We start from the raw sequence: 22746 nt of genomic DNA on the forward strand, positions 1-22746 counted from the left end.
GGTCCGGGGCGGAGGGGCCGGTGGCGGTTGATCCGCTCGATCTGACCGATCCCCTTCGCGCCGCCGACTCCGTCGCCGTCGAGACCCTGCTCCGCGCCTACGTCCGGGAGACCGGGACCGACGTGCCCCGCAGTGGTGGCGTGCTGTATCTGGTGCTGCCTTGCAGCGCGTTGACCCTGCGCGTACGGGTGCTGTACCGGTCTCTCACCGGGTGGCACCGGTTCGGGAGCGTTCGTGTCGTCACCTCCGGTCGGGGCGGCAGCCTGCCCGCCGACGTGGGGCTCGTTGCCGCCGCGCTCGTGCGGGAGTCCACCCTCGGGCGCGGCGCGCCGCCGCATCTTGGTGCCGATGCCGTCGGGCGGGTCGTCAACTCCGCCGCGCGGACCGGGGCGCACCTCGTGCGGCGGCGGGGCGAGACACCGGGGGCCCGAGGAGTGACGCCGTTTCTCGATGCCGAGCAGGCGCTCCTCCTGGGGCATCCCTTCCACCCCGCGCCCAAGAGCCGCGAGGGCGCGTCGGACAGCGAACTCGACGCTTACTCACCCGAGTTGAGAGGGTCTTTCCCGCTGCACTGGTTCGCCGTGCACCCGGACGTCCTCGTCGGCGAGAGCGCCGACGGGCGCACCCCCGCCGAGCTGCTGCGGCCCCTCACCGACGGGCTCGGGCTGTCCGTACCCGACGGGATGGCCGTGGTGCCCGCGCACCCGTGGCAGGCACGGGACGTGCTCGCCAGGCCCGCCGTCCGGGCGCTCGTGGACGCGGGGCTGCTGCGGCCCCTGGGGCCCGCCGGGCCCGACTGGTATCCGACCTCGTCCGTGCGGACCGTGCACCGGCCCGACGCCGACGTCATGCTGAAGCTCTCCCTCGGTATGCGGATCACCAACTCCCGTCGCAACAACCTCCGCGGCGAGATGCGGCTCGGTGTCCGCGCCGCGCGGCTGCTGGCCGCCGGGCCCGCCGGGCGGCTGCGGGCCGAGCATCCGGAGTTCGGGATCCTGCGCGACTTCGGGTGGGTGTCGGCCGGTGTCGACGGGGACGCCGAGACGGGGCTGGAGACCGCCGTACGCGACAACCCCTTCCGGGGCGGCGGGGGCGGCGGGCTCGAAGGGCTGTGCGTCGCCGGGCTGGTGGCCGAGCGCACCGGGCCCGGCGACGGCTCGCCGCCCGCGCACCGCGCGCTCCTGTCGGAGGCCGTCGCCCGTACCGCCCGCGCCCACGGCGTCTCCACCGCCGAGGCGTCCGCGCGCTGGCTGGCCGCGTATCTGGACGTGCTCGCCGTCCCGCTCATCCGTCTCCGCGCCTGGTACGGCATCGCGCTGGAGCCGCACCACCAGAACACGCTGGTCGCGCTCGACACGGACGGGCTGCCGCGCGCGGGCTGGTACCGCGACAGCCAGGGTTACTACGTCGCCGCGTCCCACGCGGCCGACGTGGAGCGGCTGTTGCCTGGCGCGGCCGACGGGCTCGACCTCGTCTTCGACGACGCGTTCGTGGACGAGCGCGTCGCGTACTACCTCGGCATCAACAACCTCCTCGGCCTCGTCGGCGCGTTCGGCGCGCTCGGGCTGGCCGACGAGGGCGACCTGCTGCGCGTGCTGCGCGCCCGGCTGGAGCGGCTGCGGGCCGCCGAGCCCGGGGCGAAGGCACTGCTCGACCTGCTGCTGGACGCGCCCGTGCTGCGCTGCAAGGGCAACTACCTGACCTGCGTGGACGGGCTCGACGAGCTTGTCGGGGACGTCGAGTCCCAGTCCGTCTACGTCGACCTGACCAACCCCCTCGCGGAGGCCCAGCGGTGACCGAGTCCGAGCCCGAGTCCGAATCCAGTACCCCTGTGTACGACCTAGTCGGCGTCGGCATCGGTCCGTTCAACCTCTCCCTCGCCGCCCTGGCGGACGGCGCCCCGGAGCTGCGCACGCTGTTCCTCGACGCGAAGCCCGCGTTCTCCTGGCACCCCGGTCTGCTGATGGAGGGCACCACCCTCCAAGTGCCCTTCCTGGCGGACCTCGTGACGATGGTCGATCCGACGAGCAGGTGGTCCTACCTCAACTATCTGCGCCACCACGACCGGATGTTCCCCTTCTTCTTCTCGGAGCGCTTCCACATACCGCGCCGCGAGTACGACGCGTACTGCCGCTGGGTCACACAGGGACTGACGTCCTGTCAGTTCGACGCGTATGTAGTCCAGTTGGGGTGGGACGGGCGGCGGGAGCTGTTCGTCGTCGGCCATCGCGCGGCCGACGGCGCCCTCACGCGCGTCCTCGCCCGGCAGGTCGTCCTCGGCGTGGGGACGAACCCGGTCGTGCCGGAGCCACTGCGCCCGCTGCTCGCGGACGCCGCGCACGCGGGCCGCGTCCTGCACAGCGCCGACTACCGGACGCACCGCGCACGGCTCGCCGCCTGCGACGACGTGACCGTCATCGGGGCCGGCCAGTCGGGCGCGGAGGTCGCGCTGGACCTGCTGCGGCACCAGGACGGGGCCGGGGCGGGCGGTCCGTACGTCCGCTGGCTCGCCCGCACGAACGCGTTCGCGCCGATGGAGTACTCCAAGATCGGGCTCGAACACTTCACGCCCGACTACATCCGCTACTTCCGTGCTCTTCCGGAGGACCGGCGGGAGCAGCTCGTACGGGAACAGTGGCAGCTGTACAAAGGCGTCAGCGACGAGACGCTGGGCGAGCTGCACGACGAGATGTACGAACGGACGATCGGCGGGACGGACCCGAGGGCGGCGCTGCATCCGGGCGTCGAGATCGTGGCGGCCGAAGTCGCCGCCGACGAGTACGTGTTGACGTGCCGTCACGCGCAGCAGGACGCCCTCTTCGAGATCCGCACGTCCGCGATCGTCTCGGCCACCGGTTACGCGGCGTCCCGGCCCGCCTTCCTGGACGGCGACGGCGACGACGGCGAGCAAGGTCTGGGCACGCTCGTGGACTGGGACGCACAGGGCCGGTACCGGATCGACGGCGACTACCGCGTCGCACTCGACCCCGGAGTCCCGGGCCGGCTGTACGTCCAGAACGCGGAGATGCACACCCACGGCGTCGGCGCGCCCGACCTGACGCTCGGCGCCTGGCGCGCGGCGACGATCCTGAACGCCGTGGCCGGGCGGACGGTGCTGCGGGTCCCGGAGCGGGCGGCGTGGACGACGTTCGGGGTGCCGAGCCCCGGCTCCGCCACGGACGGCGCCCGCCCCCACCTCCCCGCTCCCGCCTCCGCCCATTCCGTCGTCTCCGAGGAGAACGTTCGATGAACCACATCAACCGGGACGCCTGGGAACAGGCCGGTCGGCGGCTGCTGGTCAAGGCCGTGGAGGAGTTCGCGTACGAGGAACTGCTCGTCCCCGTCCCCGTATCCGTCCCCGACGGCGTCGCCGGGACAGCGGGCCTCTACCGGCTCGACCTCGGCGACGACGTGCACTGGACGCTGCGCGCCGCTCGCGGCACTTTCGGGACGTGGCGTGTCGAACCCGGCAGCCTCATCCGCCAACCGGCCGTCCCCGACGGCCAGGACGCCGGCCCCGAGCGCCTGCTGCTCGACGCGCGCGGCGTGCTCGGGTGGGACGGTCCCACCACCGCCGAGGTCCTGCGTGAGCTGACCGCCACCCGGCGGGCCGACGCCGAGGCGATCGTCAGGGCGCTGCCCGCCGCCGAGCTGGCCGATCTGGGGCATCTGGAGCTGGAGGCGTACCAGGACGGGCATCCCTGCATGCTCCTCAACAAGGGCCGTCTCGGTTTCTCCGCGTCCGACGCCGCCGCCTACGCGCCCGAGTCGGCCTCCGCCGTACAGCTGTTGTGGGCCGCCGTGCACAGCGACCTCGCCGTGTACTCCGGCGTTCCCGGACTCGACGCCGAGCGGTTGCTCGCCGAGGAGCTGGATCCGGCGACGCGGGAACGGTTCGCCGCCGTCCTCGCCGAGGAGTGCGCCCGAACCGGCCTGAGCGGCGCGGAGTTCAGCTGGCTGCCGGTGCACCCCTTCCACTGGGACGAGGCCGTCGCCACCCTCTTCGCGCCCTATCTCGCCGAGAGCCGCATCGTGCTGCTCGGGCAGAGCGACGACCGCTACCGTCCCCTCCAGTCGATCCGCACCCTCGCCAACATCGACCACCCGCACCGCCGCAACGTCAAGGTCCCGCTCCTCATCCGCAACACCCTTGTCTGGCGCGGGCTTTCGACCGGGCCGACCGAGGCCGCGCCCGACGTGAGCGCCTGGCTGCACTCCGTACGGGACGCCGATCCGTATCTGAGCGAGGAGCTGCGCATCCATCCGCTCGGCGAGGTCGCGGCCGTCGCCGTGGGGCATCCGCTGTACGAGTCGGTGAAGGACGCCCCGTACCGCTACCACGAACTCCTGGGCGCCGTCTGGCGCGAGCCGGTCGCCGCGCTGCTGGACACGGACGCGGGTGAACGCGCCCGCACCATGGCCGCGTTGCTCAAGACCGGTTCCGACGGGCGCGCGCTCACCGCCGAGCTGGTCGACCGCTCCGGGCTCACCCCCGCGGCGTGGCTGGAACGATTCTTCGGGGCGCTGCTGCCGGGGCTGCTGCACTACCTCTACCGCTACGGCGTCGCCTTCTGCCCGCACGGCGAGAACACCGTCGTGATCTTCGACCGCGACGAGATCCCGATCGGTATCGCGGTCAAGGACTTCGCCGAGGACGTGAACCTGCTGCCCGGCGCCCGGCCGGAGTACGCCACGCTCTCCGAGCGCGCCGACCGCGTCCTGCTGCGCTGGCCGGCCCACGAGCTGGCGCACTCGCTGCTCAGCGCGGTCTTCGCCGGACACTTCCGGTTCTTCGCCCCACTGTGCGCCGATCAACTCGGCTTGCCCGAGGACGAGTTCTGGGCGCTCGTACGCGCCGAGATCGAGCGCTACCACGTCCGCTTCCCGGAGCTGGCCGACCGCTTCGACTCGTACGGGCTCCTCGCCCCGTCCTTCGACCGCGTCGCACTGAACCGCGAACAGCTCCTGGGCGGCGGCTTCCACGACCGTTCGGAGCGCGACGAGGGCTTCGACGTCGTGCACGGCACCGTGCCGAACCCGCTGGCAGTGACGCCGGTACGAATAGAGGACCAGAAATGAGCGACCGGTACGAGCTGTTGCGGGCCGAGGCCGCCGCCGGGCGGGTCGAGGAGGTGATCGTCGCCGTCCCCGACATCCAGGGGCGGCTCCAGGGCAGCCGGCTCTCCGTCCCGTACTTCCTCGACGAGATAGAGGGCGGGAGTGGCGGGGACGGCGGGGGCGGCGGCGAAGACGGCAGGGACGGAGCCGGTGACGGCTTCGGCGCGTGCGTGTATCTCCTCGCCTCCGACGTCGAGATGGACACCCGCCCCGGCTACGCCATCGACGCCTGGCGGACCGGCTTCGGCGACTTCCTCCTGCGGCCCGACCCCGCCACCCTGCGCACCCACCTCCCCTGGGACGAGGGCACCGCGCTCGTCATCGCCGACGCGCACTGGCCGGACGCCGGTGGCTCACCGGTCGCCGTCGCCCCCCGCCACATCCTGCGCACACAGCTCGACCGCCTCGCCGAGCGCGGGCTGACCGCGCTCGCCGGTACGGAACTCGAATTCCTCGTCTTCCTCGACACCTACCGCGCCGCCCGCGAGACCCGCTACCAGGGCCTGACGTCCGCGACCACGTACAACGTCGACTACTCGCTCCAGGGCCTGACCGACATCGAGCCCGTCGTGCGCCGCATCCGCCGCGAGATGGGCCGGGCCGGGCTGGCGATGGAGACGGCGCGCGGGGAGTGCCACGCGGGGCAGTACGAGATCGTCTTCCGTTACGCGGAGGCGATGACGACCTGCGACAACCACGTCTTCTTCAAGAACGGCGCCAAGCAGATCGCCGCCCAGGAGGGCGTGGCGCTCACGTTCATGCCCAAGTTCGACGAGGGCGAGGGCAATTCGTGCCACATCCATCTGTCGCTGCGCGGCACGGACGGCACCGCCGTACTCGCCGACGCGTCCGCCGACGACGGCATGTCAGGCCTGATGCGGCACTTCGTCGCCGGTCAGCTCGCCTGTCTGCCCGACTTCACCCTGCTGATGGCGCCGAACATCAACTCGTACAAACGGCTTCAGCCGGGAGCCTTCGCGCCGACCGGCATCACCTGGGGCCGGGACAACAGGACGTGTCCGATACGGGTGGTGGGGACGGGGTCCTCGATGCGCGTCGAGCACCGGGTGCCGGGCGGGGACGCCAACCCGTATCTGGCGGTCGCGGCGGCGGTCGCCGCCGGTCTCTACGGGATCGAGCACCGGCTCGAACTCCCGCCCCCGCACCGGGAGAACGCGCTCGCCGATCCGTCGGTGCCCCGGCTGCCCGGCACGCTCACGGAGGCGCTGCACCGCTGGGAGAGCAGTGAGATCGCCGCGAAGGTCTTCGGTGAGCCGGTGGTCGCGCACTACGCGCAGGCGGCCCGTACCGAACTGGCCGCGTTCGAGACGTCGGTGACGGACTGGGAGCGGATGCGCGGCTTCGAGCGGCTGTAGCCGCGAAAGCCGGGCCGGCTCGGAAGCCGGCCCGGCGATGTGCGTCGGAGCTGCCAGCTAGGGTCTGTCGTTTGGATCAGGCCGGATCAGGGAGCGGGGTCTGGTGCGTGCGGTCGCAAGGCGGAGGAGGGAGACAACGCGGAGCGTTGGCGACCGACGACAACGCGGCGGGCGTGCGTGCCAGGGACCGCGAGCCCGGCAAGATCCGAACGACAGGCCCTAGGTCCTGTCCGCCGGACAGGGCCTAGCTCGCGGCGCCGCCGTAGTTCTTCTCGATCTCGTCCAGCACCTTGCCCGCGCCCGTGTAACCGATGCCCAGCATCCACACGTTGTCGTCGACCTTGAACGCCTTCTCGGCCTTCACCGCGTCCAGGTTCTTCCAGAGCGGGCCGCCGATGATGTCGGTCTCCTTGGCCTTCTTCGCGTCACCGTAGGTGGAGTAGAAGACGACGTCCGCGTTGGCCTGGTCCATCTTCTCCGGGCTGACGTCGAGCGAGAACCCGGTCTTGTCCTGGTTGGCCGGGCGGCCGACGCCGAGGTCGCCGTAGATCGAGCCGACGAACGTGTCGTTGAGGTAGAGACGGGTGTCCGCGCCCTCAACGAAGCGGACGAAGCCGAAGGTTGTCTTCTTCGCCGTCTCCGGGCCGCCGAGCGTCGGGGTCAGCTCCTTGACCCGCGTGTCGTAGGCGTCGGTGATCGTCTTCGCCTCGGCCGTCCTGCCGAGGGCGTCGGCGTGCAGCTCGAAGTTCTCGCGCCAGTTGGGGCCCGTGGTGTCGGAGAAGACGGTCGGGGCGATCTTCGACAGCGGCTTGTAGTTCTTCTCGTCCCGGACCTTGCTGCTCAGGATCAGGTCGGGCTTGAGAGCGGCGATCGCTTCGAGGTTCGGCTCGGCGATCAGCCCGACCGCCTTGATGTCCTTGAGCTTGTCCTGCGGCAGATAGGTGGAGAACGGCGTGTCCGCGACGGCCGTCGTCGCGCCGACCGGTGTGATCCCGAGCGTGATCGCGGAGTCGAGCGCGTCCGTGTCGAGGACGACGACCCGCTCGGGGTCGTCCGGGACCTTCACCTCGCCCATGGCGGTCTTGACGGCGTGCGTCCCTCCCGACTCGGCCTTGTCCGAGGACTCGTCGCCGTCGCCACCGCACGCGGAGAGTGAGACGGCGAGCGCGGTGACCGCGGCGGCGACGCCGATACGGCGAGTGAGATGTGTGGACACGGTGGGCAAGCCTCCTGACGACCGCCCGGAGTCGGCCCGGACGTAACTAAGGCAAACCTAACTTTAGTGGGACCGGCCCAACAAGTTCCGTGCATCACGGTCCAGTCACAGGGCCCTTACACGCCATGCCTTCCCCCCGCCGCCGGGCATCCGCGACCATGGCGCACTGTCGCAAGCCTCGGGAAGCCCTGAAGAACCTTGGGAAGGAGTCGCGTCATGGCCGGATTCCGCGCGGGTGAAGGTGTCTTGCGCCGTAAACCCATCAACACCATCCAGGACTCCGAGGGCCCGGAGGGCGAGCAGCTCACCCGCACCCTCGGGCTCTGGCAGCTCACCGCGATCGGTGTCGGCGGCATCATCGGCGCCGGTATCTTCACCCTCGCCGGGACGATCGCGAACGGCACGGCGGGCCCCGCCGTCCTCATCTCGTTCCTGATCGCCGGCGTCGCGAGCGCGGCGGCGGCCCTGTCGTACGCGGAGTTCGCCGGGCTCATCCCGAAGGCCGGGTCCGCGTACACGTATGGCTACGCGGTCCTCGGCGAGCTGGCCGGCTGGTTCATCGGCTGGGACCTGCTGCTCGAATACACGGCGATCGTCGCGGTCGTCGCGATCGGCATCTCCGGGTACTTCAGCTTCCTCGTCGAGTCGATGGGCGGCGATCTGCCCGCGTGGATGCTGGGCGCGCCCGGCACCGGCGAGGGGCACAAGGTCGATCTGTTCGCCGTCGTGCTCTGTCTGCTGATCGCGTATCTGCTCACCCTCGGCATGCGCAGCGCGGCCCGCTTCGAGATGGCCGTGGTGGTGCTGAAGGTGCTGGTGGTGCTGCTCGTCATCGCGGTCGGCGTCTTCCACATCGACTTCGGCAACTACAACCCGTTCTTCCCGTACGGCGTCGGCGGGGCGTTCACGGGTGCGGCGACCGTCTTCTTCGCGGTCTTCGGGTACGACGCGATGAGCACCGCCGCCGAGGAGTCGAAGGACTCGCAGCGCCACATGCCGAAGGCGATCATCTACTCGCTGGCGATCTCGATGGTGCTGTACGTGCTCGCCTGCCTGGTGCTGACCGGGATGCAGAACTACAAGGACGTCGACAAGGAGAGCGGCTTCTCGACCGCCTTCGCGTCGGTCGGTCTGGACGGGATCGCCGACATCGTCGCCGTCGGCGCGATCATCGGCATCCTGACGGTCATGTTCACGTTCATGCTCGGAGTTACGCGGGTGTGGTTCGCGATGAGCCGGGACGGGCTGCTGCCGAAATGGTTCGCCAAGACGCATCCCAAGCGGAAGGTCCCGACGCGTGTGACCTGGATCGTCGGGTTCGCGTCTGCGGGTATCGCCGGGTTCGTGAAGATCGGCGAGGCGGCCGAATTGACCAACATCGGGATCCTGTTGGCGTTCGCGGTCGTCTGCACGGCCGTGATCGTGCTGCGCTACCGGCAGCCGGACCTGCCGCGCGCGTTCCGCTGCCCGGGGATGCCGGTCGTGCCGGCGATCGGTGTCGTGGCGTCGCTCTGGCTGATCACGTACTTGCAGTGGCAGACATGGGTGAGGTTCGGGATCTGGTTCGCGATCGGGCTCGTCGTGTACTTCGCGTACTCCTACCGGCGGTCGGAGCTGGCGAAGAACCCGCCGGTGTCGGAGCCGGCTCCGAAGGAGTAGGGCAGGGCGCGTACGTACCGTCGACGGACCGATCGAGAGCGCGGGAGCCATTCCCGTTCGCCACGCGTCCCCAGAGGGAAGACGGCTGATTACCCCCACGGTTCGAGGAGAGACGAGCGTCATGAACTTCGCCACGAATACGCCGACGAACACACCGGTCGAGACCACGCTGGGCGAGCAGTTGCTGCTCCTGTCGCTGGACGACGAGTCCGGGGCCGAGAAGGAGTCGATGAACGTCTCCTACGCCATCGCGGCGGCGTCACTGGTCGAACTGGTGCTGGCGGGCCGTGTCGAGGTGAACGACGACCAGGTCACCGTCCTCGACGCGGCGCCCCTGGACGACCCCACGCTGGACGCGGCGCTGGCCGACATCTCCGGCGAGGAGAAGCGCAGGCCGCGCAAGACGAAGGAGTGGATCGAGCACCTGAAGAAGGGCGCGGTGGCCGGGACGACCGGGAGCCTCGTGGCCAAGGGCCTGATCCGCGAGGAGAAGAAGAAGGTGCTCGGCCTCTTCCCCGTACGCCGCTACCCGGAGGCCGACGGATCGGTGGAGGCCGCGCTGCGGCAGCGGCTCGACGAGGTCGTGATGCGCGGGGCGGCTCCGGACGAGCGCACGGCGACTCTGGTGGCCCTGCTGCACGGCGCGAAGCTGCACGGACTGCTCTACGAGAAGCCGCAGTTGGCGACCGCCAAGGTGAACATGGAGAAGGTCGCGCACGGTCAGTGGGCGGGGCCGGCGGTGCGCCAGGCGGTCAAGGCGGCCGAGGACGCGCTGACGGCGATCGTCGTGCTGACGGTGGTCACGACGACCGTCATGTGACCGGCTGACGCGACCTCACCAGCCGGTGAAGACGAGGTGGTTGACCAGCAGGGCGACGATCGCCTGCCCGGCCAGCCACCATCGCCGGCGGCCGGGCAGCAGGGCGGTGGCGGGGATGAGCCACAGCATGAACGGCAGCCAGATGCGTTCCGTCTCCGCCTTGCTCATCCCGGACAGATCGGCGGCGAGGATCGCGAGCATCGCCGCCAGGACGAGAACAACCAGGCGGAGTACGGGGGTTGTGGGCTCTCGCGAGGGTCGGGTACTCCGTACGGCGCGGGGTGCGAGCGCGAACACCCGGCCGAGGCCGGCCACCGTCGCGAGGCCGACGGCCAGGGTCGTGGCGGCGAGGTTCCCCCAGATCCAGTACCAGTACGGGCGCACCCCGCCCGCGCCCTGGTAGTAGCGCACGACCAACTCGTGGTACGCCTCCCACCAGTTGAATCCCGCGAGCGTGAACGCCACCGGCACCACCAGCGCGCCCGCCAGTACCAGGGGCAGCGGGCGTGCGGTGCGGGCCAGGACGAGGATCCCGAGGCCGGGGAGCGCCATGAGCGTCAGCCCGTACGAGAGGTAGCAGGTGAACCCGTACAGCAGCCCGGCGCCCAGCGCGGCGGCGGCGGGGAAGCGGGCCGTACGCGTCGCGGCGAGCGCGAGCAGGGCGAGCGACCAGGCGGTGACGGCCGCGAAGTAGCCGTCGGCCGAAGTGCCCATCCAGACGGCGGCCGGGGCCAGTGCCAGGAAGGGCGCCGCGCGGCGCGCGGTGCGCTCGTCGGTCAGCGCGCGCAGCGTGACGAGTACGGCGGCCACGGCCGAGCCGCCCACCACGATGCACCAGACCCCGGCCCACGAGCCGCCGCCGAGGCCGATCCGGTCGAGCCAGACGAAGGTGAGGGTGGCGCCCGGCGGATGGCCGGCGACATGGGCGGGCCAGTTGCCGGGCGGGCCGACCACGATGTGGTCGCTGAAGCCGCGCAGCGTCGCGCCGATGTCGGAGAAGCGGTCGATGACGGTGAGGTACTCGTTCTTGGTGGTGAGCCGGCGCGCCACGCCCCAGTGCCACCCGTCGACGAGCGCCAGCGAGAACGTCCAGGCCAGGGCGGCGGCCCAGGTGGTGAGGAGCAGCGCGCGCCACGGCAGCCGGGCGGCTAGACCGGGGCCGTACGCGATGATCAGGACGGCGACGGCGAGCGCGGCGGGGGTGCCGGGTCCGACGCGGGGGTCCCAAGTGCCGAGCAGCGGGGGCCAGTTGACCTGGAGGCTGCCGTCGGCGCGCTGGATCGCCCAGCCGACGAGCGCGGCCGTGGTGACGAGCGCGAGGCCGATGGCGGCGGCGACGAGATCCCGGCGGGGCGGGCGGCCGGTGCGGTCGCGTCCGTGGTCATCGGTGTGCGTGCCGGTGTCCGGGTCCGCGTGCGCGCCGGTGTCCGTGTCCGTGTCGCCGAGTGGGTGTCCTCGTTCATCCGTCTTCACCCCGGCACGTTATGCAGCGGGCGGCGGCTTCCGGCGGTACGGCGGGGCCACGTCACCATTTCGTCAGAAGTCGTACCAGCTCTCGGATGGGTGCGCGGGTTTACGGTCGCGGCATGGATCACCCCCCACGGCTGTCGAAGCGCCCCGTCGGCGCACTGCCACCGCTGCCGACCGAACCCGGCTTCTGGCGCAGTCCGGTGCGCGGCGTCCGGTTCACCGCCGTGCTCGGACTCGTGCTGATGGCCGGGCTCACGCTGCTGTTCGTGACGGGCCTGGTGTCGTACGCGGCGTACAACCCGGATCTCGCGTCCGTCAACGACAAGACGCCGGACCGGGGGTGGCTGGGCTTCTACCTCTTCGACTGGCCGACCCACCCGTACTGGCTCTACCGCCTCACCCAGGGGCTGCACGTCACGGTGGGCATCGCGCTGATCCCCGTGCTGCTGGCGAAGCTCTGGTCGGTGATCCCCAGGCTGTTCACGCTGCCGCCGGTCACCTCACTCGCGCACGCGTTGGAGCGGATCTCGCTGGTGCTGCTGGTGGGCGGTGCGCTGTTCGAGTTCATCACCGGGGTGCTCAACATCCAGTTGGACTACCTCTTCCCCGGGTCCTTCTACCGGCTGCACTTCTACGGGGCGTGGGTGTTCTTCGGGGCGTTCGTCGCGCACGCGGCGCTGAAGACGCCGAAGGCGCTGCGGGCGATCCGAAGCGGGGAGCTTCGCTCCGGGGGAACCGACGGCGGTACGGGGGCCGGGGCGCACCGCGCTCCGAGGACCGAGGACGATCTGGCGTCCCCGGCGCCCGCCGCGCCGACCGTCTCGCGACGCGGCGCGTTCGCCGTCGTCGGCGCGGGATCGCTGTTCATGCTGCTCACGACGGCGGGCCGGAGTTTCGACGGGCCGCTGCGCCGTACCGCGCTGCTCGCCCCGCACGGCTGGGAGGACCCGGGCAGTGGCCCGAACGGCTTCCAGATCAACAAGACGGCGGCGGCGGTCGGGGTCAGGGCGGCCGACACCGCCGGGGACCGGTGGCGGCTCGTCGTCAGCGGTCCGGCCGGGGACATACGGTTCTCGCGCGCGCAGCTCCTCGCGATGCCCCAGCACACCTCCGAGCTGCCGATCGCCTGTGTGGAGGGCTGGTCGACGTCGAACCAGTCGTGGCGCGGCGTACGCCTGCGGGACCTCGCGGCACTGGCCGGGTACCCGGCCGACGCGCCCGACGTGTTCGTGGAGTCACTCCAGCCCCGGGGCAGCTTCCGCTCGGGCGCGCTGCGCGACAACCAGGTGCGCGACGGGCGTTCGCTGCTGGCGCTCCGGGTCAACGGCGCGGACCTGTCGCTCGATCACGGCTTCCCGGCGCGGATCATCGTCCCGGCCGCGCCCGGGGTGCTGAACACGAAGTGGGTCACCAGGCTGACGTTCGGAGCGCTGTGATGAATCGCCGGAACCGTGCGGGGCGCGCTCCCAAGTACCGCGTCCTCAAGCACCACTCCCTCAAGTACCGCTCCCTGCTGGGCAGTCCGTTCCAGATCGTGCTGCTGCTCGCCACCCTCGCGTTCGCGGGCTATGTGGGACTACGCCTGCTGGTGGGCGAGACGTTCCTGATCGTGGTCTGGTTCGTCGGCGCCGCGCTTGTCCACGACCTCGTCCTGGTGCCGCTCTACACGGTGGCCGACCGTACGGTGACCGCCGCGCTGGGACCGCGGCGCCGACTCGTCAACTACGTACGCGTACCGGCCTTCCTGTCCGCGCTGCTCCTGCTGGTGTGGTTCCCGATGATCACGGGGCGGGTGAGGCGCTACGAGCCGTACGCGGCCCTGTCGCCCGACGGGTTCCTGGCGCGCTGGTTGCTGGTCACGGCCGCGCTGTTCGTGTGCTCGGCGCTCTGTCTGGTGACGCGCGCGGTGCTGCGGCGCAGGGCGACGAAGGGGCGGCCCGCCGCCTCCCACTGATCGACGGGCAGCCAGCCGAGGGCCCGGCCGTACCGGAGCAGGGCCGGGGTGCCGAGCCGGGCCCACGGGAAGTGCGAGCCCGTGGCGCGGGGGCCGTCCGCCGGCGGCGGGTGGCGCCCGTCGTCCACCCGTACGCGTACCCGCTCGTCGATGTCCACGGGCGCGGTCTCGGCGATGATCAGCCCGCCGTGCGTCAGCAGCCCGCCGGCCCGGCGGAGCAGCCCGGCGGGGTCGCCGCCGATGCCGATGTTGCCGTCCACGAGCAGGACGGTGCCCCAACGCCCCTCACCTGGCAGGGGATCGAAGACGGAGCGGCGCAGGGCGGTGCCGCCGAGCCGCAGCGTACGTTCGACGGCCGCCTCGCTGACATCGACGCCGAGCGCCCGCCGGCCGCGGGCCGCGAGCGCGGCGACGAGACGGCCGGGGCCGCAGCCGATGTCCAGGACGGCGCCCTCGCAGCGGTGCAGGGCCGAGAGGTCGGCGGCGTCGGCGCGGGCGCACCAGCGCTCGACGTCGAGCGGCAGCAGCCAGCCGTCCGTACGGCGCAGGAAGAGCGGGCCGCGGCCGGCGCGGAGGGCGTCGGCGTACGGATCGGTGCTCCAGGCGGCGGCCTCGGTTCCGGCGCGGGTCTCCGGGCTTTCGGTGTCTGTCGCGTCGGTGTCCGCTGTGCCGGTGCCGGTGTCCGCGGTGCTCACCGGGCGCCCACCGGGGTGAGTCGGCGCAGCATGGCCGCGAACTGCCCGTCCGGGGCGGCCGACGCGACGTACTCGGCGTCGGCCGCCGAGTCCACGTCGCGCAGCGGCGGCAGATCGCGCACGGTGAGCCCGGCGCGGACGAGCCGGCGGCGCTGCACGGCGCCGGTCTCGGGGGCGGACATGGGCACTCCGCGAATGAGGTCCGGCGGGGCGGACTCGGGCGCGGCGAGGCCCAGCGCCCAGAAGCCGCCGTCGTCGGCGGGTCCGAACCAGGCGTCGCAGCCGTCCCAGCCGGCCGGGCCGAGCGCGGGGGCGAGCAGGGCGGGGGTGATCTGCGGGGTGTCCATGCCGACGAGGAGCGTCGGCCCCGTACAGCTTTCGAAGGCGGCGGCCAGCCGCTCGTCCAGCCCGCCCGCGCACTGCGGCACCACGTCGATGCCGGGTGGCAGCCAGGGTCCCGGGCGCCCTTCGAGGACCAGGACGCGGCGCCGGGCGGGGAGGCCGCGGACGGTCCGCAGGGTGTCGGCGAGCGCGGCCTCGGCGAGGCGGGCGGCATCGGCGGGGGTGAAGGGCGGGGTGAGGCGCGTCTTGACGCGGCCGGGGAGGGGTTCCTTGGCGATGACGAGGAGGGTGGTGGTGGGGGAGGTCACTTGGCGGCCTCCGCGGGGGCGTTCGGTGCTGTGCTCGGTGCGGTGCGCGTGGGTCGTACGGCCTGCGCGGGTGGCCGGCTCAGTACAGCGCGCATGTCGCGCACCGCGTGCCAGGTGCCCCGCCAGGTGCCGGTGACCTTCGACCTGCCCGTGCGCGGCCGGTAGGGCACGTCGGTCTCGGTGACCCTCAGTCCGGCGTCGGCCGCGCGCACCACCATCTCCAGCGGGTAGCCGCTGCGCCGGTCGGTGATGCCCAGCGCCAGCAGGTCCTCGCGGCGCGCGGCACGCAGCGGGCCGAGGTCGCGCAGCGTCACGCCGGTGCGGCGGCGCAGCATCCGGGAGAGGGCGAGATTCCCGGCGCGGGCGTGCGCGGGCCAGGCGCCACGGCCCTGGGGGCGACGGCGGCCCAGCATCAAATCGGTTTCACCGAGGGCGACTTGGCGTACGAATTCGGTGAGGAGGCCGGGGTCTAGGGAGGCGTCGCAGTCGCAGAAGCAGACGTACTCGGCGTCGGACGCGAGGAGGCCCGCGTGGCAGGCCGCACCGAAACCCCGTCGCGGCTCGTGGACGACGGTGGCGCCGAACGAGCGTGCGACGTCCGCCGAACCGTCCGTGGAGCCGTTGTCGACGACGATCGCGCGCCAGCCGACAGGGATGTGTTCCAGCACCCATGGCAGCGCGGCTGCCTCGTCGAGGCAGGGCAGAACGACATCGGCGGTGAGATCAGTGAGGTGGGTCACGGCGCTCACCCTACGGATCGTAAGGCCGCATAACGGACTTCTGGACCTTACGAAACACGGACGTTCGGCCGATCCGGGCGCTCGCGGAGTCTGTCGCGCCGGGCGCGGTGCGAAGGTGGACGTATGCAGAGCAATCCCACCGGCGGCAACGGCGGTAACGGCGGTGACCGCGGTGACGGCGCGAACGGGCGGGCGCCCGCCCATGTTCTCGTCGTCGACGACGATCCGACCGTCGCCGAGGTCGTCGCCGGCTACCTCGACCGGGCCGGTCACGACGTCGCACGCGCCGCCGACGGCCCGTCCGCGCTCGCGCGATTCGCCCGCAGGCGGCCGGACTTGGTCGTCCTGGACCTGATGCTGCCCGGCATGGACGGCTTCGAGGTCTGCCGCCGGATGCGCGAACAGGGCGGCCCCGTACCGGTGATCATGCTGACGGCGCGCGGGGACGAGGAGGACCGCGTACTGGGGCTGGAGACGGGAGCGGACGACTACGTCACCAAGCCGTTCAGCCCGCGGGAGTTGGTGCTGCGTGTGGAGTCGGTGCTGCGCCGGGCGCGGCTGCCGGTGCCCGCGCCCGGTACGTCGCCGACGGCGGGCGCGCTGCGTACGGCGACCCTCTCCCTGGACCCGGTGGCGCGCCGCGCCACCCGCGAGGGCGGCGAACTGGCGCTCACCCTGAGGGAGTTCGACCTGCTGGCCTTCTTCCTGCGGAACCCGGGGCGGGCGTTCTCGCGGGAGGAGCTGATGAGCGAGGTCTGGGGCTGGGACTTCGGCGACCTGTCGACGGTCACGGTCCATGTCCGCCGCCTGCGCGCCAAGATCGAACACGACCCGGCGCGACCGCGGTTGATCCAGACGGTGTGGGGGGTCGGTTACCGCTTGGCGGAGACGGAGAGCGCGGACACGGGGGAGAGCGCGGGCGTCGGTGAGAGTGCGGGCGCGGATGCGGGTGTTGACCATCCGCCGCCGGACACGTGGACCGCATCCGACGCGGAAGGCGTTCCGGATACGTCACCGTCGTCGCAGGACCCGCCCCGCCGATCACCGGACCCGTCACCCAGCCCCCGGAGGTCCGACCGGCCATGACCGACATGCTCCTCATCGCTCTCATCGCGTTTCTCGGCGCCGCGGCCGCCGGCCTGCTCGGGGCCCTCGCCCTGCGCCTGTTCCGCCACCGGTCGCTCGTCGTGTCCGTGACCGTCGTCGCAGCCGTCGCCGTGACCGCGATGCTCGCCGGGACGCTCGCCGTCGCCTGGGCGATGTTCCTGTCACCGCACGATCTGAGCGTCGTCACCACGGTCGTCGCGATGGCCGCCGTCGTCTCGCTCGTCACCGCCGTCCTCCTCGGGAGATGGATGGTCGCCCGCAGCAGGGATCTGACCCTGGCCGCCCGATCGTTCGGCGACGGCGGCGTCTTCGCCGCGCCCGTCGAGCCCGCGACGGCCGAACTGGACGCGCTGACACGCGAGTTGGCGGCCACGAGCGCCAAGCTCGACAGCTCGCGTGAGCGTGAACGCGCGCTGGAGACCTCGCGGCGCGAACTCGTCGCGTGGATCTCGCACGATCTGCGCACGCCCCTCGCCGGGCTGCGCGCCATGTCGGAGGCGCTGGAGGACGGTATGGCCGTCGACTCCCCGCGTTATCTGCGGCAGATACGTACCGAGGTCGAGCGCATGAACGACATGGTCGGCGACCTCTTCGAACTCTCCCGGATCCACGCCGGATCGCTCACCCTGACCCCCACCCGGATATCCGTGTACGACCTGGTCGGCGACGCCCTGGCCGGTGCCGATCCGCTGGCGCGCGAGCTGGGCGTACGGCTCGTGGGGGACCGTATCGACGCCGTACCGGTGGAGGTCGACAGCAAGGAGATGAGCCGGGTCCTCGGCAACCTGCTGGTCAACGCCATCCGCCGGACCCCGGCCGACGGCACGGTCGCGGTCACCGCGCGGCACGCCGAGGACGGCGTGGTGCTCTCGGTGACCGACGGCTGCGGCGGAATCCCGGAGGAGGACCTGCCGCGCGTCTTCGACACGGGCTGGCGCGGGAGCGACGCCCGCACACCCCCGGCGGGCGCGGGCCTCGGTCTCGCGATCGTACGAGGCATCGTGGAGGCCCACGCGGGCCGTGCGGCGGTCCGCAACGTGGCGGGAGGCTGCTGCTTCGAAGTGACACTCCCCGCCGCCTGACCCGCGTCACGGCTGTCCCCGCTCGACCCGCCGAAGAGGCCGGAGAGGCCGGACACGCCCGAAGCCCCGCGGTCCGCGCCGCGCGGCCGGCGCTCCGTACGGTTCATCCATGACTTCCCCTGCCTCCCCGCCCACTCCCCCGGCCCTCAGCTTCCGCGAACTGCACCACCGCACCGCGCCCTTGGTGCTCCCCAACGCCTGGGACGTCCCCTCGGCGCTCGCCTTCGTCGACGCCGGGTTCGAGGCCGTCGGCACGACGAGCTTCGGTGTCGCCTCCGGGCTCGGCCGTCCGGACGGCGGGCGGTCGACGCGTGACGCGAATGTCGCGCTGGCCAGGGCCCTGGCGCCGCTGCCGGTGCATGTCAGCGTGGACATTGAGGACGGCTACTCCGTCGACCCGGACGAGGTCGCCGCGTACGTCTCCACGCTCGCCGCGGCCGGTGCCGATGTCGCGGACGTCGCGGGCGTCAACATCGAGGACAGCACCGCCGAGACGCTGATCGACCCGGCCGCGCACGCCGCGAAGGTCGCGGCGGTGAAGCGGCGTTGCCCGGAGGTGTTCGTCAACGCCCGCGTCGACACGTACTGGCTCGGGCAGGACGCCACCGTCGACGCGACGCTCGAACGCGCCGCGCGTTACGTCGAGGCGGGCGCGGACGGCGTGTTCGTCCCCGGCGTCACGGAGCCCGGCGTACTGCGCGAACTGGCCGCGGCCGTCACCGTCCCCCTCAACGTCCTCGCCGTCCCGGCCCTTTCGCTCACCGAGCTTGCGGGGCTGGGCGTTCGCCGCGTGAGTACGGGATCCCTGCCGTACCGGGCCGCGTTGCACGCCGCCGTACGGGTGGCGGACACGGTACGTGGCGGTGGCGGCGCCGTCCCCGAGGCGACGCCGTATCCGGAGCTACAGGCGCGGCTCGTCGACTACGCGTCCCGGCTCGCGTAGCGGCGCCGTCGCGAACTCCGCCATGCCGTCGGCGAAGCCCACCTCAGGCTTCCAGCCCAGCTCGTCGCGCAACGCCCGTGAATCGGCGGTGACATGGCGTACGTCCCCCAGGCGGTACTCGCCGGTGACGACGGGCGCGGGCCCGCCGTGCGCCGAGGCCAGCGCGGCGGCCATCTCGCCGATGGTGTGCGGCTCGCCGCTGCCGGTGTTGTACGCGGCGAAGCCGGCGGGCCCCGCAGCGCACACCGCGTCCAGGGCGGCCGCGTTGGCGGCGGCCACGTCCCGTACGTGTACGAAGTCCCGCCGCTGGCCGCCGTCCTCGTAGACACGGGGCGCCTCGCCGCGCGCCAGCGAGGACCGGAAGAAGGAGGCGACCCCCGCGTACGGGGTGTCGCGGGGCATGCCAGGCCCGTAGACGTTGTGGTAGCGCAGGGACACGGCCCGCCCGCCCGTGGCCCGCGCCCACGACGAGGCCAGGTGCTCCTGAGTGAGCTTGGTCGCGGCGTACACGTTGCGCGGATCGACGGGCGCGTCCTCCGCCACCAGACCCGGCACCAACTCGGCGCCGCAGTCGGGGCAGTTGGGCTCGAACCGCCCGGCGTCCAGATCGGCGGCGGCGCGCGGCCCCGGCCGGACCAGGCCGTGGCGCGGGCAGTCGTAGCGCCCCTCGCCGTAGACGACCATCGACCCGGCGAGCACCAGGGAGGGCACGCCCACCTCGGCCATGGCGGCGAGGAGCACCGCCGTGCCGAGGTCGTTGCACCCCACGTACGCGGGCGCGTCGGCGAAGTCCTTGCCGAGCCCGACCATCGCGGCCTGATGACAGACGGCGTCCACCCCGGCGAGCACCCCCGCCAAGGCCTCCCGGTCCCGCACGTCCCCGACGACCAGCCGCTCCCCGTCCCGCATTTGCCGCGGCGGGGCCCCGCCGTGCGCGGAGGGCAGCATCGCGTCGTACACGACGGCCTCATGACCACGCGACACGAGGGTGCGGGCGATCTCCGACCCGATGAATCCGGCTCCGCCGGTGACAAGTACACGCATACGGCCCACGCTAGGCGCGCGATCACGGAGCGGTCGGTACCCGCCACGGCATGTCACGGGACCGTAAGATCACGCGCGCGTCGGTCGGGCGGGCGGCACCACCCTTCGAAGGAGATGTTCATGGAGTACTTCGACCTCGGGACTCTCACACGGCCTGTGTCGACGCGTTCGGCCGAGGCGCAGCGCTGGTTCGACCGCGGGCTGGCGTGGACGTACGCGTTCAACCACGAGGAGGCCGTCAGCTGCTTCGAAGAGGCGGCGGAGGCCGATCCCGGCTGCGCCATGGCGCACTGGGGCATCGCGTACGCGATGGGGCCCAACTACAACAAGCCGTGGGACTCGTTCGACCCGCTCGACCTGGAGCGGACCGTCCGCAGGACCCGTGCAGCCGTCGAGCGGGCCCGCGCCTGTCGCGCCGGCGCGACACCGACCGAGCGCGCCCTCATCGAGGCGCTCCTCGCGCGCTACCCGCGTTCACAGGCCGTGGCGGACTGCTCGGTCTGGAACCTGCCTTACGCCGAGGCCATGCGTGGCGTCTACGAACTCGCGCCCGACGACCCCGACGTCGCCACGCTCTACGCCGACGCGCTGATGAACCTCACCCCCTGGCGGCTCTGGGATCTGCGTACGGGCGAGCCCGCCGCCGACGCCCGTACACCGGAGGCGAAGGCGGTCCTCGACCGGGTGCTGCTGAGCGACGCCGGGACCGACCACCCCGGCGCCCTGCACCTGTACATCCATCTGATGGAGATGTCTCCGACTCCGGAGGACGCTCTGGTGGTCGCCGACCGGTTGCGCGGATCCATGCCCGACGCGGGGCACCTGCACCACATGCCGTCGCATCTCGACGTCCTGTGCGGTGACTACCGGCGCGTCGTATCGGCCAACAGCGAGGCCATCAGGGCCGACGAGCGGTACCGGCGGCGGGCCGGCGCGATGAACTTCTACACGCTCTACCGCTCGCACAACTACCATTTCAAGATCTACGGCGCGATGTTCCTGGGACAGTCCGGGACAGCGCTGGAAACCGCAGCACAGCTCGAAGCCTCCATCCCGGAGGAGTTGCTGCGCGTGGAGAGCCCGCCCATGGCGGACTGGCTCGAAGGCTTCCTGGCCATGCGGGTGCATGTGCTCATCCGGTTCGGCCGGTGGGCGGACATCCTCGCCCTGCCGCTGCCGGCCGACGCCGATCTGTACTGCGTGACCACCGCGATGATCCGCTACGCCCGGGGAGTGGCGTACTCGGCGACCGGCCGCATCCCCGAGGCCGAGGCCGAGCGCGGCGCCTTCCACCTCGCCGTCGAGCGGGTGCCCGAGAGCCGGATGCTGTTCAACAACACCTGCCGGGACATCCTCGGCGTCGCGTCCGCGATGCTGGACGGCGAACTGCACTACCGCAAGGGCGAGTACGACCTGGCCTTCGCCTCGCTGGAACGCTCGATCGCGCTCGACGACAGCCTCCCCTTCGACGAGCCCTGGGGCTGGATGCAACCGACCCGCCACGCGTACGGGGCGCTGCTGCTCGAACAGGGCCGCGTCGCGGAGGCCGAAGCCGTCTACCGCGCGGACCTCGGCCTCGACGACACACTCCCCAGACCCTCCCGGCACCCCGGGAACGTATGGGCACTGCACGGCTTCTACGAGTGCCTGGTGCGGCTGGGCAAGACGGGCGAGGCCCAGATCGTGTCCCACCAACTCACGACCGCGACCGCGCTGGCGGACGTCCCGATCACCGCGTCCTGCTTCTGCCGCCTCGACACGACGAGCCCACCGGACACCTGCTGCTCCACCTGACGGGCCCGGCGGTGTCAGACCCGTGGTGCAGGATCGGCGCGTCGGCTCTTCGAAGGGGATGGGGATCACCATGTCGATCACGAACCAGCAGGTCGCCGGGCGTGAGTTTCTGCGGGGGCTGTACGGGGACGAGTACTTCCCGGATCGGCTCCTCGACAAGGGGCGGGACATCCTGCTGCGGCTGTGCGAGCGCATCGAGGCGGAGCGGCCGGCCGATCTGGCGGGGCTGTACGTGCTCACCGCGGTCGCGACGGAGGAGTTCAACCGGCTCCAGGAGGAGTTCTGGGCGGCGGGGAGTGAGATCGAGACCATGGCCCGTGACGAGATAGCCGGGGACTTCGGGTTCGTGGCGTCTGCCTACGGGTTCGCGGACGCGGATCTGGAAGAGGTGGTGGCCGAGCGCGACTGGTGACGGCGCCCGGAGCGGTCAGTCGACCTGCCAGACGATGTCCCCGCTGCGGCCGGGCGAGTACGTCACCGTGCCGACAACCGGCCCCGGCCGCCCAACCTCCATGACGAGGAACCCTTCGACGCTCTCGCCGGGCTTCAGCCGTACGACCTGGGGCAGTGCGGGTCCCTGAACGGGTTCGAAGTCGGTGGCGGTCGTGCCGAACGGCTTCTCGCCCTCGCGCGGCCCGACAGCCGTCCGATAGAGGGGCCGCTCCTCGATGTCCTTCTCCCCCACATTCTCAAAGCTCAATTCCAATGCGGCCCAGGACCCTCCCTCGAGGAGCGGCCCCAGTTCCCCGGGCTTCATCTCGGCCGGATCGATCACACTCTTGAGCGTGTAGGCGGCCTTGCCGCCGCCCTCCAACTCCCGGGTGACGGTGGTCCCGACCGCCAGCGGCGGGTCCTCCCCGTCGCCGGAACAGCCGGTGGCGCCGGTGGCCAGGAGCAGGGCTGTGGCAAGGCACAGCGAGGCGGTCGTACCGCGCATGGAAATCCCCCGTGTGGTGCGGTCCCGGCGGGCTTGGTCCGGCCGGGCGGTCCGGCCCGGCCACCCGGTAGGTGGTCCGAGCACTTTTTCATATCGGGTCGGGGTCCCCGGACACGTGCGGGAACCCTCGGGGGCTACCCC

At 71.9% G+C, this 22746-nt stretch carries 19 protein-coding genes; 12 read left to right on the top strand and 7 right to left on the bottom strand.

Annotated elements, in window-relative coordinates; genetic code table 11:
• Positions 1-20 precede the first annotated feature (20 nt).
• The 4 genes from ACFWHU_RS14755 to ACFWHU_RS14770 are packed head-to-tail and all read left to right on the top strand — an operon-like array spanning position 21 to position 6494.
• Complete coding sequence (locus ACFWHU_RS14755) at positions 21-1796, top strand: IucA/IucC family protein (protein ID WP_387225099.1); 1776 nt, start codon at positions 21-23, stop codon at positions 1794-1796.
• The gene (locus tag ACFWHU_RS14760; RefSeq protein WP_387225100.1) at positions 1793-3250 is read left to right on the top strand and encodes a lysine N(6)-hydroxylase/L-ornithine N(5)-oxygenase family protein; all 1458 of its coding nucleotides are present in this window, start codon (positions 1793-1795) and stop codon (positions 3248-3250) included. Before ACFWHU_RS14755 ends, ACFWHU_RS14760 begins: the two co-directional genes overlap by 4 nt.
• Entirely contained in the window at positions 3247-5079 is a 1833-nt protein-coding gene (locus ACFWHU_RS14765; RefSeq protein WP_387225101.1) for an IucA/IucC family protein, read from the top strand. The genes ACFWHU_RS14760 and ACFWHU_RS14765 overlap by 4 nt, the downstream gene beginning before the upstream one ends.
• A complete protein-coding gene (locus tag ACFWHU_RS14770; protein ID WP_387225102.1) occupies positions 5076-6494 on the top strand; it encodes a glutamine synthetase family protein in 1419 nt (472 codons plus the stop codon). Before ACFWHU_RS14765 ends, ACFWHU_RS14770 begins: the two co-directional genes overlap by 4 nt.
• A gap of 244 nt (positions 6495-6738) precedes the next feature.
• Here the strand turns inward: ACFWHU_RS14770 and ACFWHU_RS14775 are convergent, their stop codons facing one another.
• Positions 6739-7710: an ABC transporter substrate-binding protein gene (locus ACFWHU_RS14775; RefSeq protein WP_387225103.1), complete on the bottom strand. Its 972-nt coding sequence runs from the start codon at positions 7708-7710 to the stop codon at positions 6739-6741.
• Between the two features lie 216 nt (positions 7711-7926).
• Here ACFWHU_RS14775 and ACFWHU_RS14780 point away from each other — a divergent pair, with 216 nt between their 5' ends.
• Positions 7927-9369 (top strand): amino acid permease, encoded by a 1443-nt coding sequence (locus ACFWHU_RS14780; RefSeq protein ID WP_385792144.1) that lies wholly within the window; start codon positions 7927-7929, stop codon positions 9367-9369.
• Positions 9370-9490: 121 nt separating this feature from the next.
• Positions 9491-10189: a GPP34 family phosphoprotein gene (locus ACFWHU_RS14785; protein ID WP_385792145.1), complete on the top strand. Its 699-nt coding sequence runs from the start codon at positions 9491-9493 to the stop codon at positions 10187-10189.
• 15 nt (positions 10190-10204) lie between these two features.
• Here ACFWHU_RS14785 and ACFWHU_RS14790 read toward each other — a convergent pair whose 3' ends face one another.
• Positions 10205-11515 carry a hypothetical protein gene (locus ACFWHU_RS14790; protein ID WP_387225149.1) on the bottom strand — a complete coding sequence of 437 codons (1311 nt, stop codon included), beginning with the start codon at positions 11513-11515 and terminating at the stop codon, positions 10205-10207.
• Between the two features lie 260 nt (positions 11516-11775).
• On the opposite strand from ACFWHU_RS14790, the gene ACFWHU_RS14795 reads away from it, so the two are divergent.
• Positions 11776-13095, top strand: coding sequence for a molybdopterin-dependent oxidoreductase (locus ACFWHU_RS14795; RefSeq protein ID WP_385792146.1), 1320 nt, complete (start codon positions 11776-11778; stop codon positions 13093-13095).
• A gap of 364 nt (positions 13096-13459) precedes the next feature.
• On the opposite strand, the gene ACFWHU_RS14800 is transcribed toward ACFWHU_RS14795, so the two are convergent.
• Genes ACFWHU_RS14800 through ACFWHU_RS14810 form a run of 3 tightly spaced genes read right to left on the bottom strand, consistent with a single transcriptional unit; the run spans position 13460 to position 15698 of the window.
• Entirely contained in the window at positions 13460-14308 is an 849-nt protein-coding gene (locus ACFWHU_RS14800) for a methyltransferase domain-containing protein (protein ID WP_387225104.1), read from the bottom strand.
• Complete coding sequence (locus ACFWHU_RS14805) at positions 14305-14958, bottom strand: DUF2064 domain-containing protein (RefSeq protein WP_387225105.1); 654 nt, start codon at positions 14956-14958, stop codon at positions 14305-14307. Before ACFWHU_RS14805 ends, ACFWHU_RS14800 begins: the two co-directional genes overlap by 4 nt.
• The gene (locus ACFWHU_RS14810) at positions 14955-15698 is read right to left on the bottom strand and encodes a glycosyltransferase family 2 protein (RefSeq protein WP_385792149.1); all 744 of its coding nucleotides are present in this window, start codon (positions 15696-15698) and stop codon (positions 14955-14957) included. The genes ACFWHU_RS14805 and ACFWHU_RS14810 overlap by 4 nt, the downstream gene beginning before the upstream one ends.
• Positions 15699-15821: 123 nt before the next feature.
• On the opposite strand from ACFWHU_RS14810, the gene ACFWHU_RS14815 reads away from it, so the two are divergent.
• The 3 genes from ACFWHU_RS14815 to ACFWHU_RS14825 all read left to right on the top strand — a co-directional run bounded on the left by ACFWHU_RS14815 (position 15822) and on the right by ACFWHU_RS14825 (position 18830).
• On the top strand, positions 15822-16784 hold the full coding sequence (locus ACFWHU_RS14815) for a response regulator transcription factor (RefSeq protein WP_387225106.1): 963 nt from the start codon (positions 15822-15824) through the stop codon (positions 16782-16784).
• On the top strand, positions 16781-17887 hold the full coding sequence (locus tag ACFWHU_RS14820) for a sensor histidine kinase (RefSeq protein WP_387225107.1): 1107 nt from the start codon (positions 16781-16783) through the stop codon (positions 17885-17887). Before ACFWHU_RS14815 ends, ACFWHU_RS14820 begins: the two co-directional genes overlap by 4 nt.
• A 109-nt stretch (positions 17888-17996) precedes the next feature.
• Positions 17997-18830 carry an isocitrate lyase/phosphoenolpyruvate mutase family protein gene (locus ACFWHU_RS14825; protein WP_387225108.1) on the top strand — a complete coding sequence of 278 codons (834 nt, stop codon included), beginning with the start codon at positions 17997-17999 and terminating at the stop codon, positions 18828-18830.
• On the opposite strand, the gene ACFWHU_RS14830 is transcribed toward ACFWHU_RS14825, so the two are convergent.
• Positions 18789-19874, bottom strand: a complete 1086-nt coding sequence (locus tag ACFWHU_RS14830; protein ID WP_387225109.1) for an NAD-dependent epimerase/dehydratase family protein — start codon at positions 19872-19874, stop codon at positions 18789-18791. The genes ACFWHU_RS14825 and ACFWHU_RS14830 overlap by 42 nt on opposite strands.
• 120 nt (positions 19875-19994) lie before the next feature.
• Here ACFWHU_RS14830 and ACFWHU_RS14835 point away from each other — a divergent pair, with 120 nt between their 5' ends.
• Both ACFWHU_RS14835 and ACFWHU_RS14840 read left to right on the top strand, forming a co-directional pair.
• On the top strand, positions 19995-21668 hold the full coding sequence (locus ACFWHU_RS14835) for a tetratricopeptide repeat protein (RefSeq protein WP_387225110.1): 1674 nt from the start codon (positions 19995-19997) through the stop codon (positions 21666-21668).
• Positions 21669-21738: 70 nt separating this feature from the next.
• A complete protein-coding gene (locus ACFWHU_RS14840; protein ID WP_387225111.1) occupies positions 21739-22080 on the top strand; it encodes a DUF5713 family protein in 342 nt (113 codons plus the stop codon).
• A 15-nt stretch (positions 22081-22095) separates the two neighbouring features.
• On the opposite strand, the gene ACFWHU_RS14845 is transcribed toward ACFWHU_RS14840, so the two are convergent.
• The gene (locus ACFWHU_RS14845; protein WP_387225112.1) at positions 22096-22605 is read right to left on the bottom strand and encodes a hypothetical protein; all 510 of its coding nucleotides are present in this window, start codon (positions 22603-22605) and stop codon (positions 22096-22098) included.
• Between the last annotated feature and the right edge of the window lie 141 nt (positions 22606-22746).

Source organism: Streptomyces sp. NPDC060366 (assembly GCF_042725135.1).
Classification (GTDB): Bacteria; Actinomycetota; Actinomycetes; order Streptomycetales; family Streptomycetaceae; genus Streptomyces.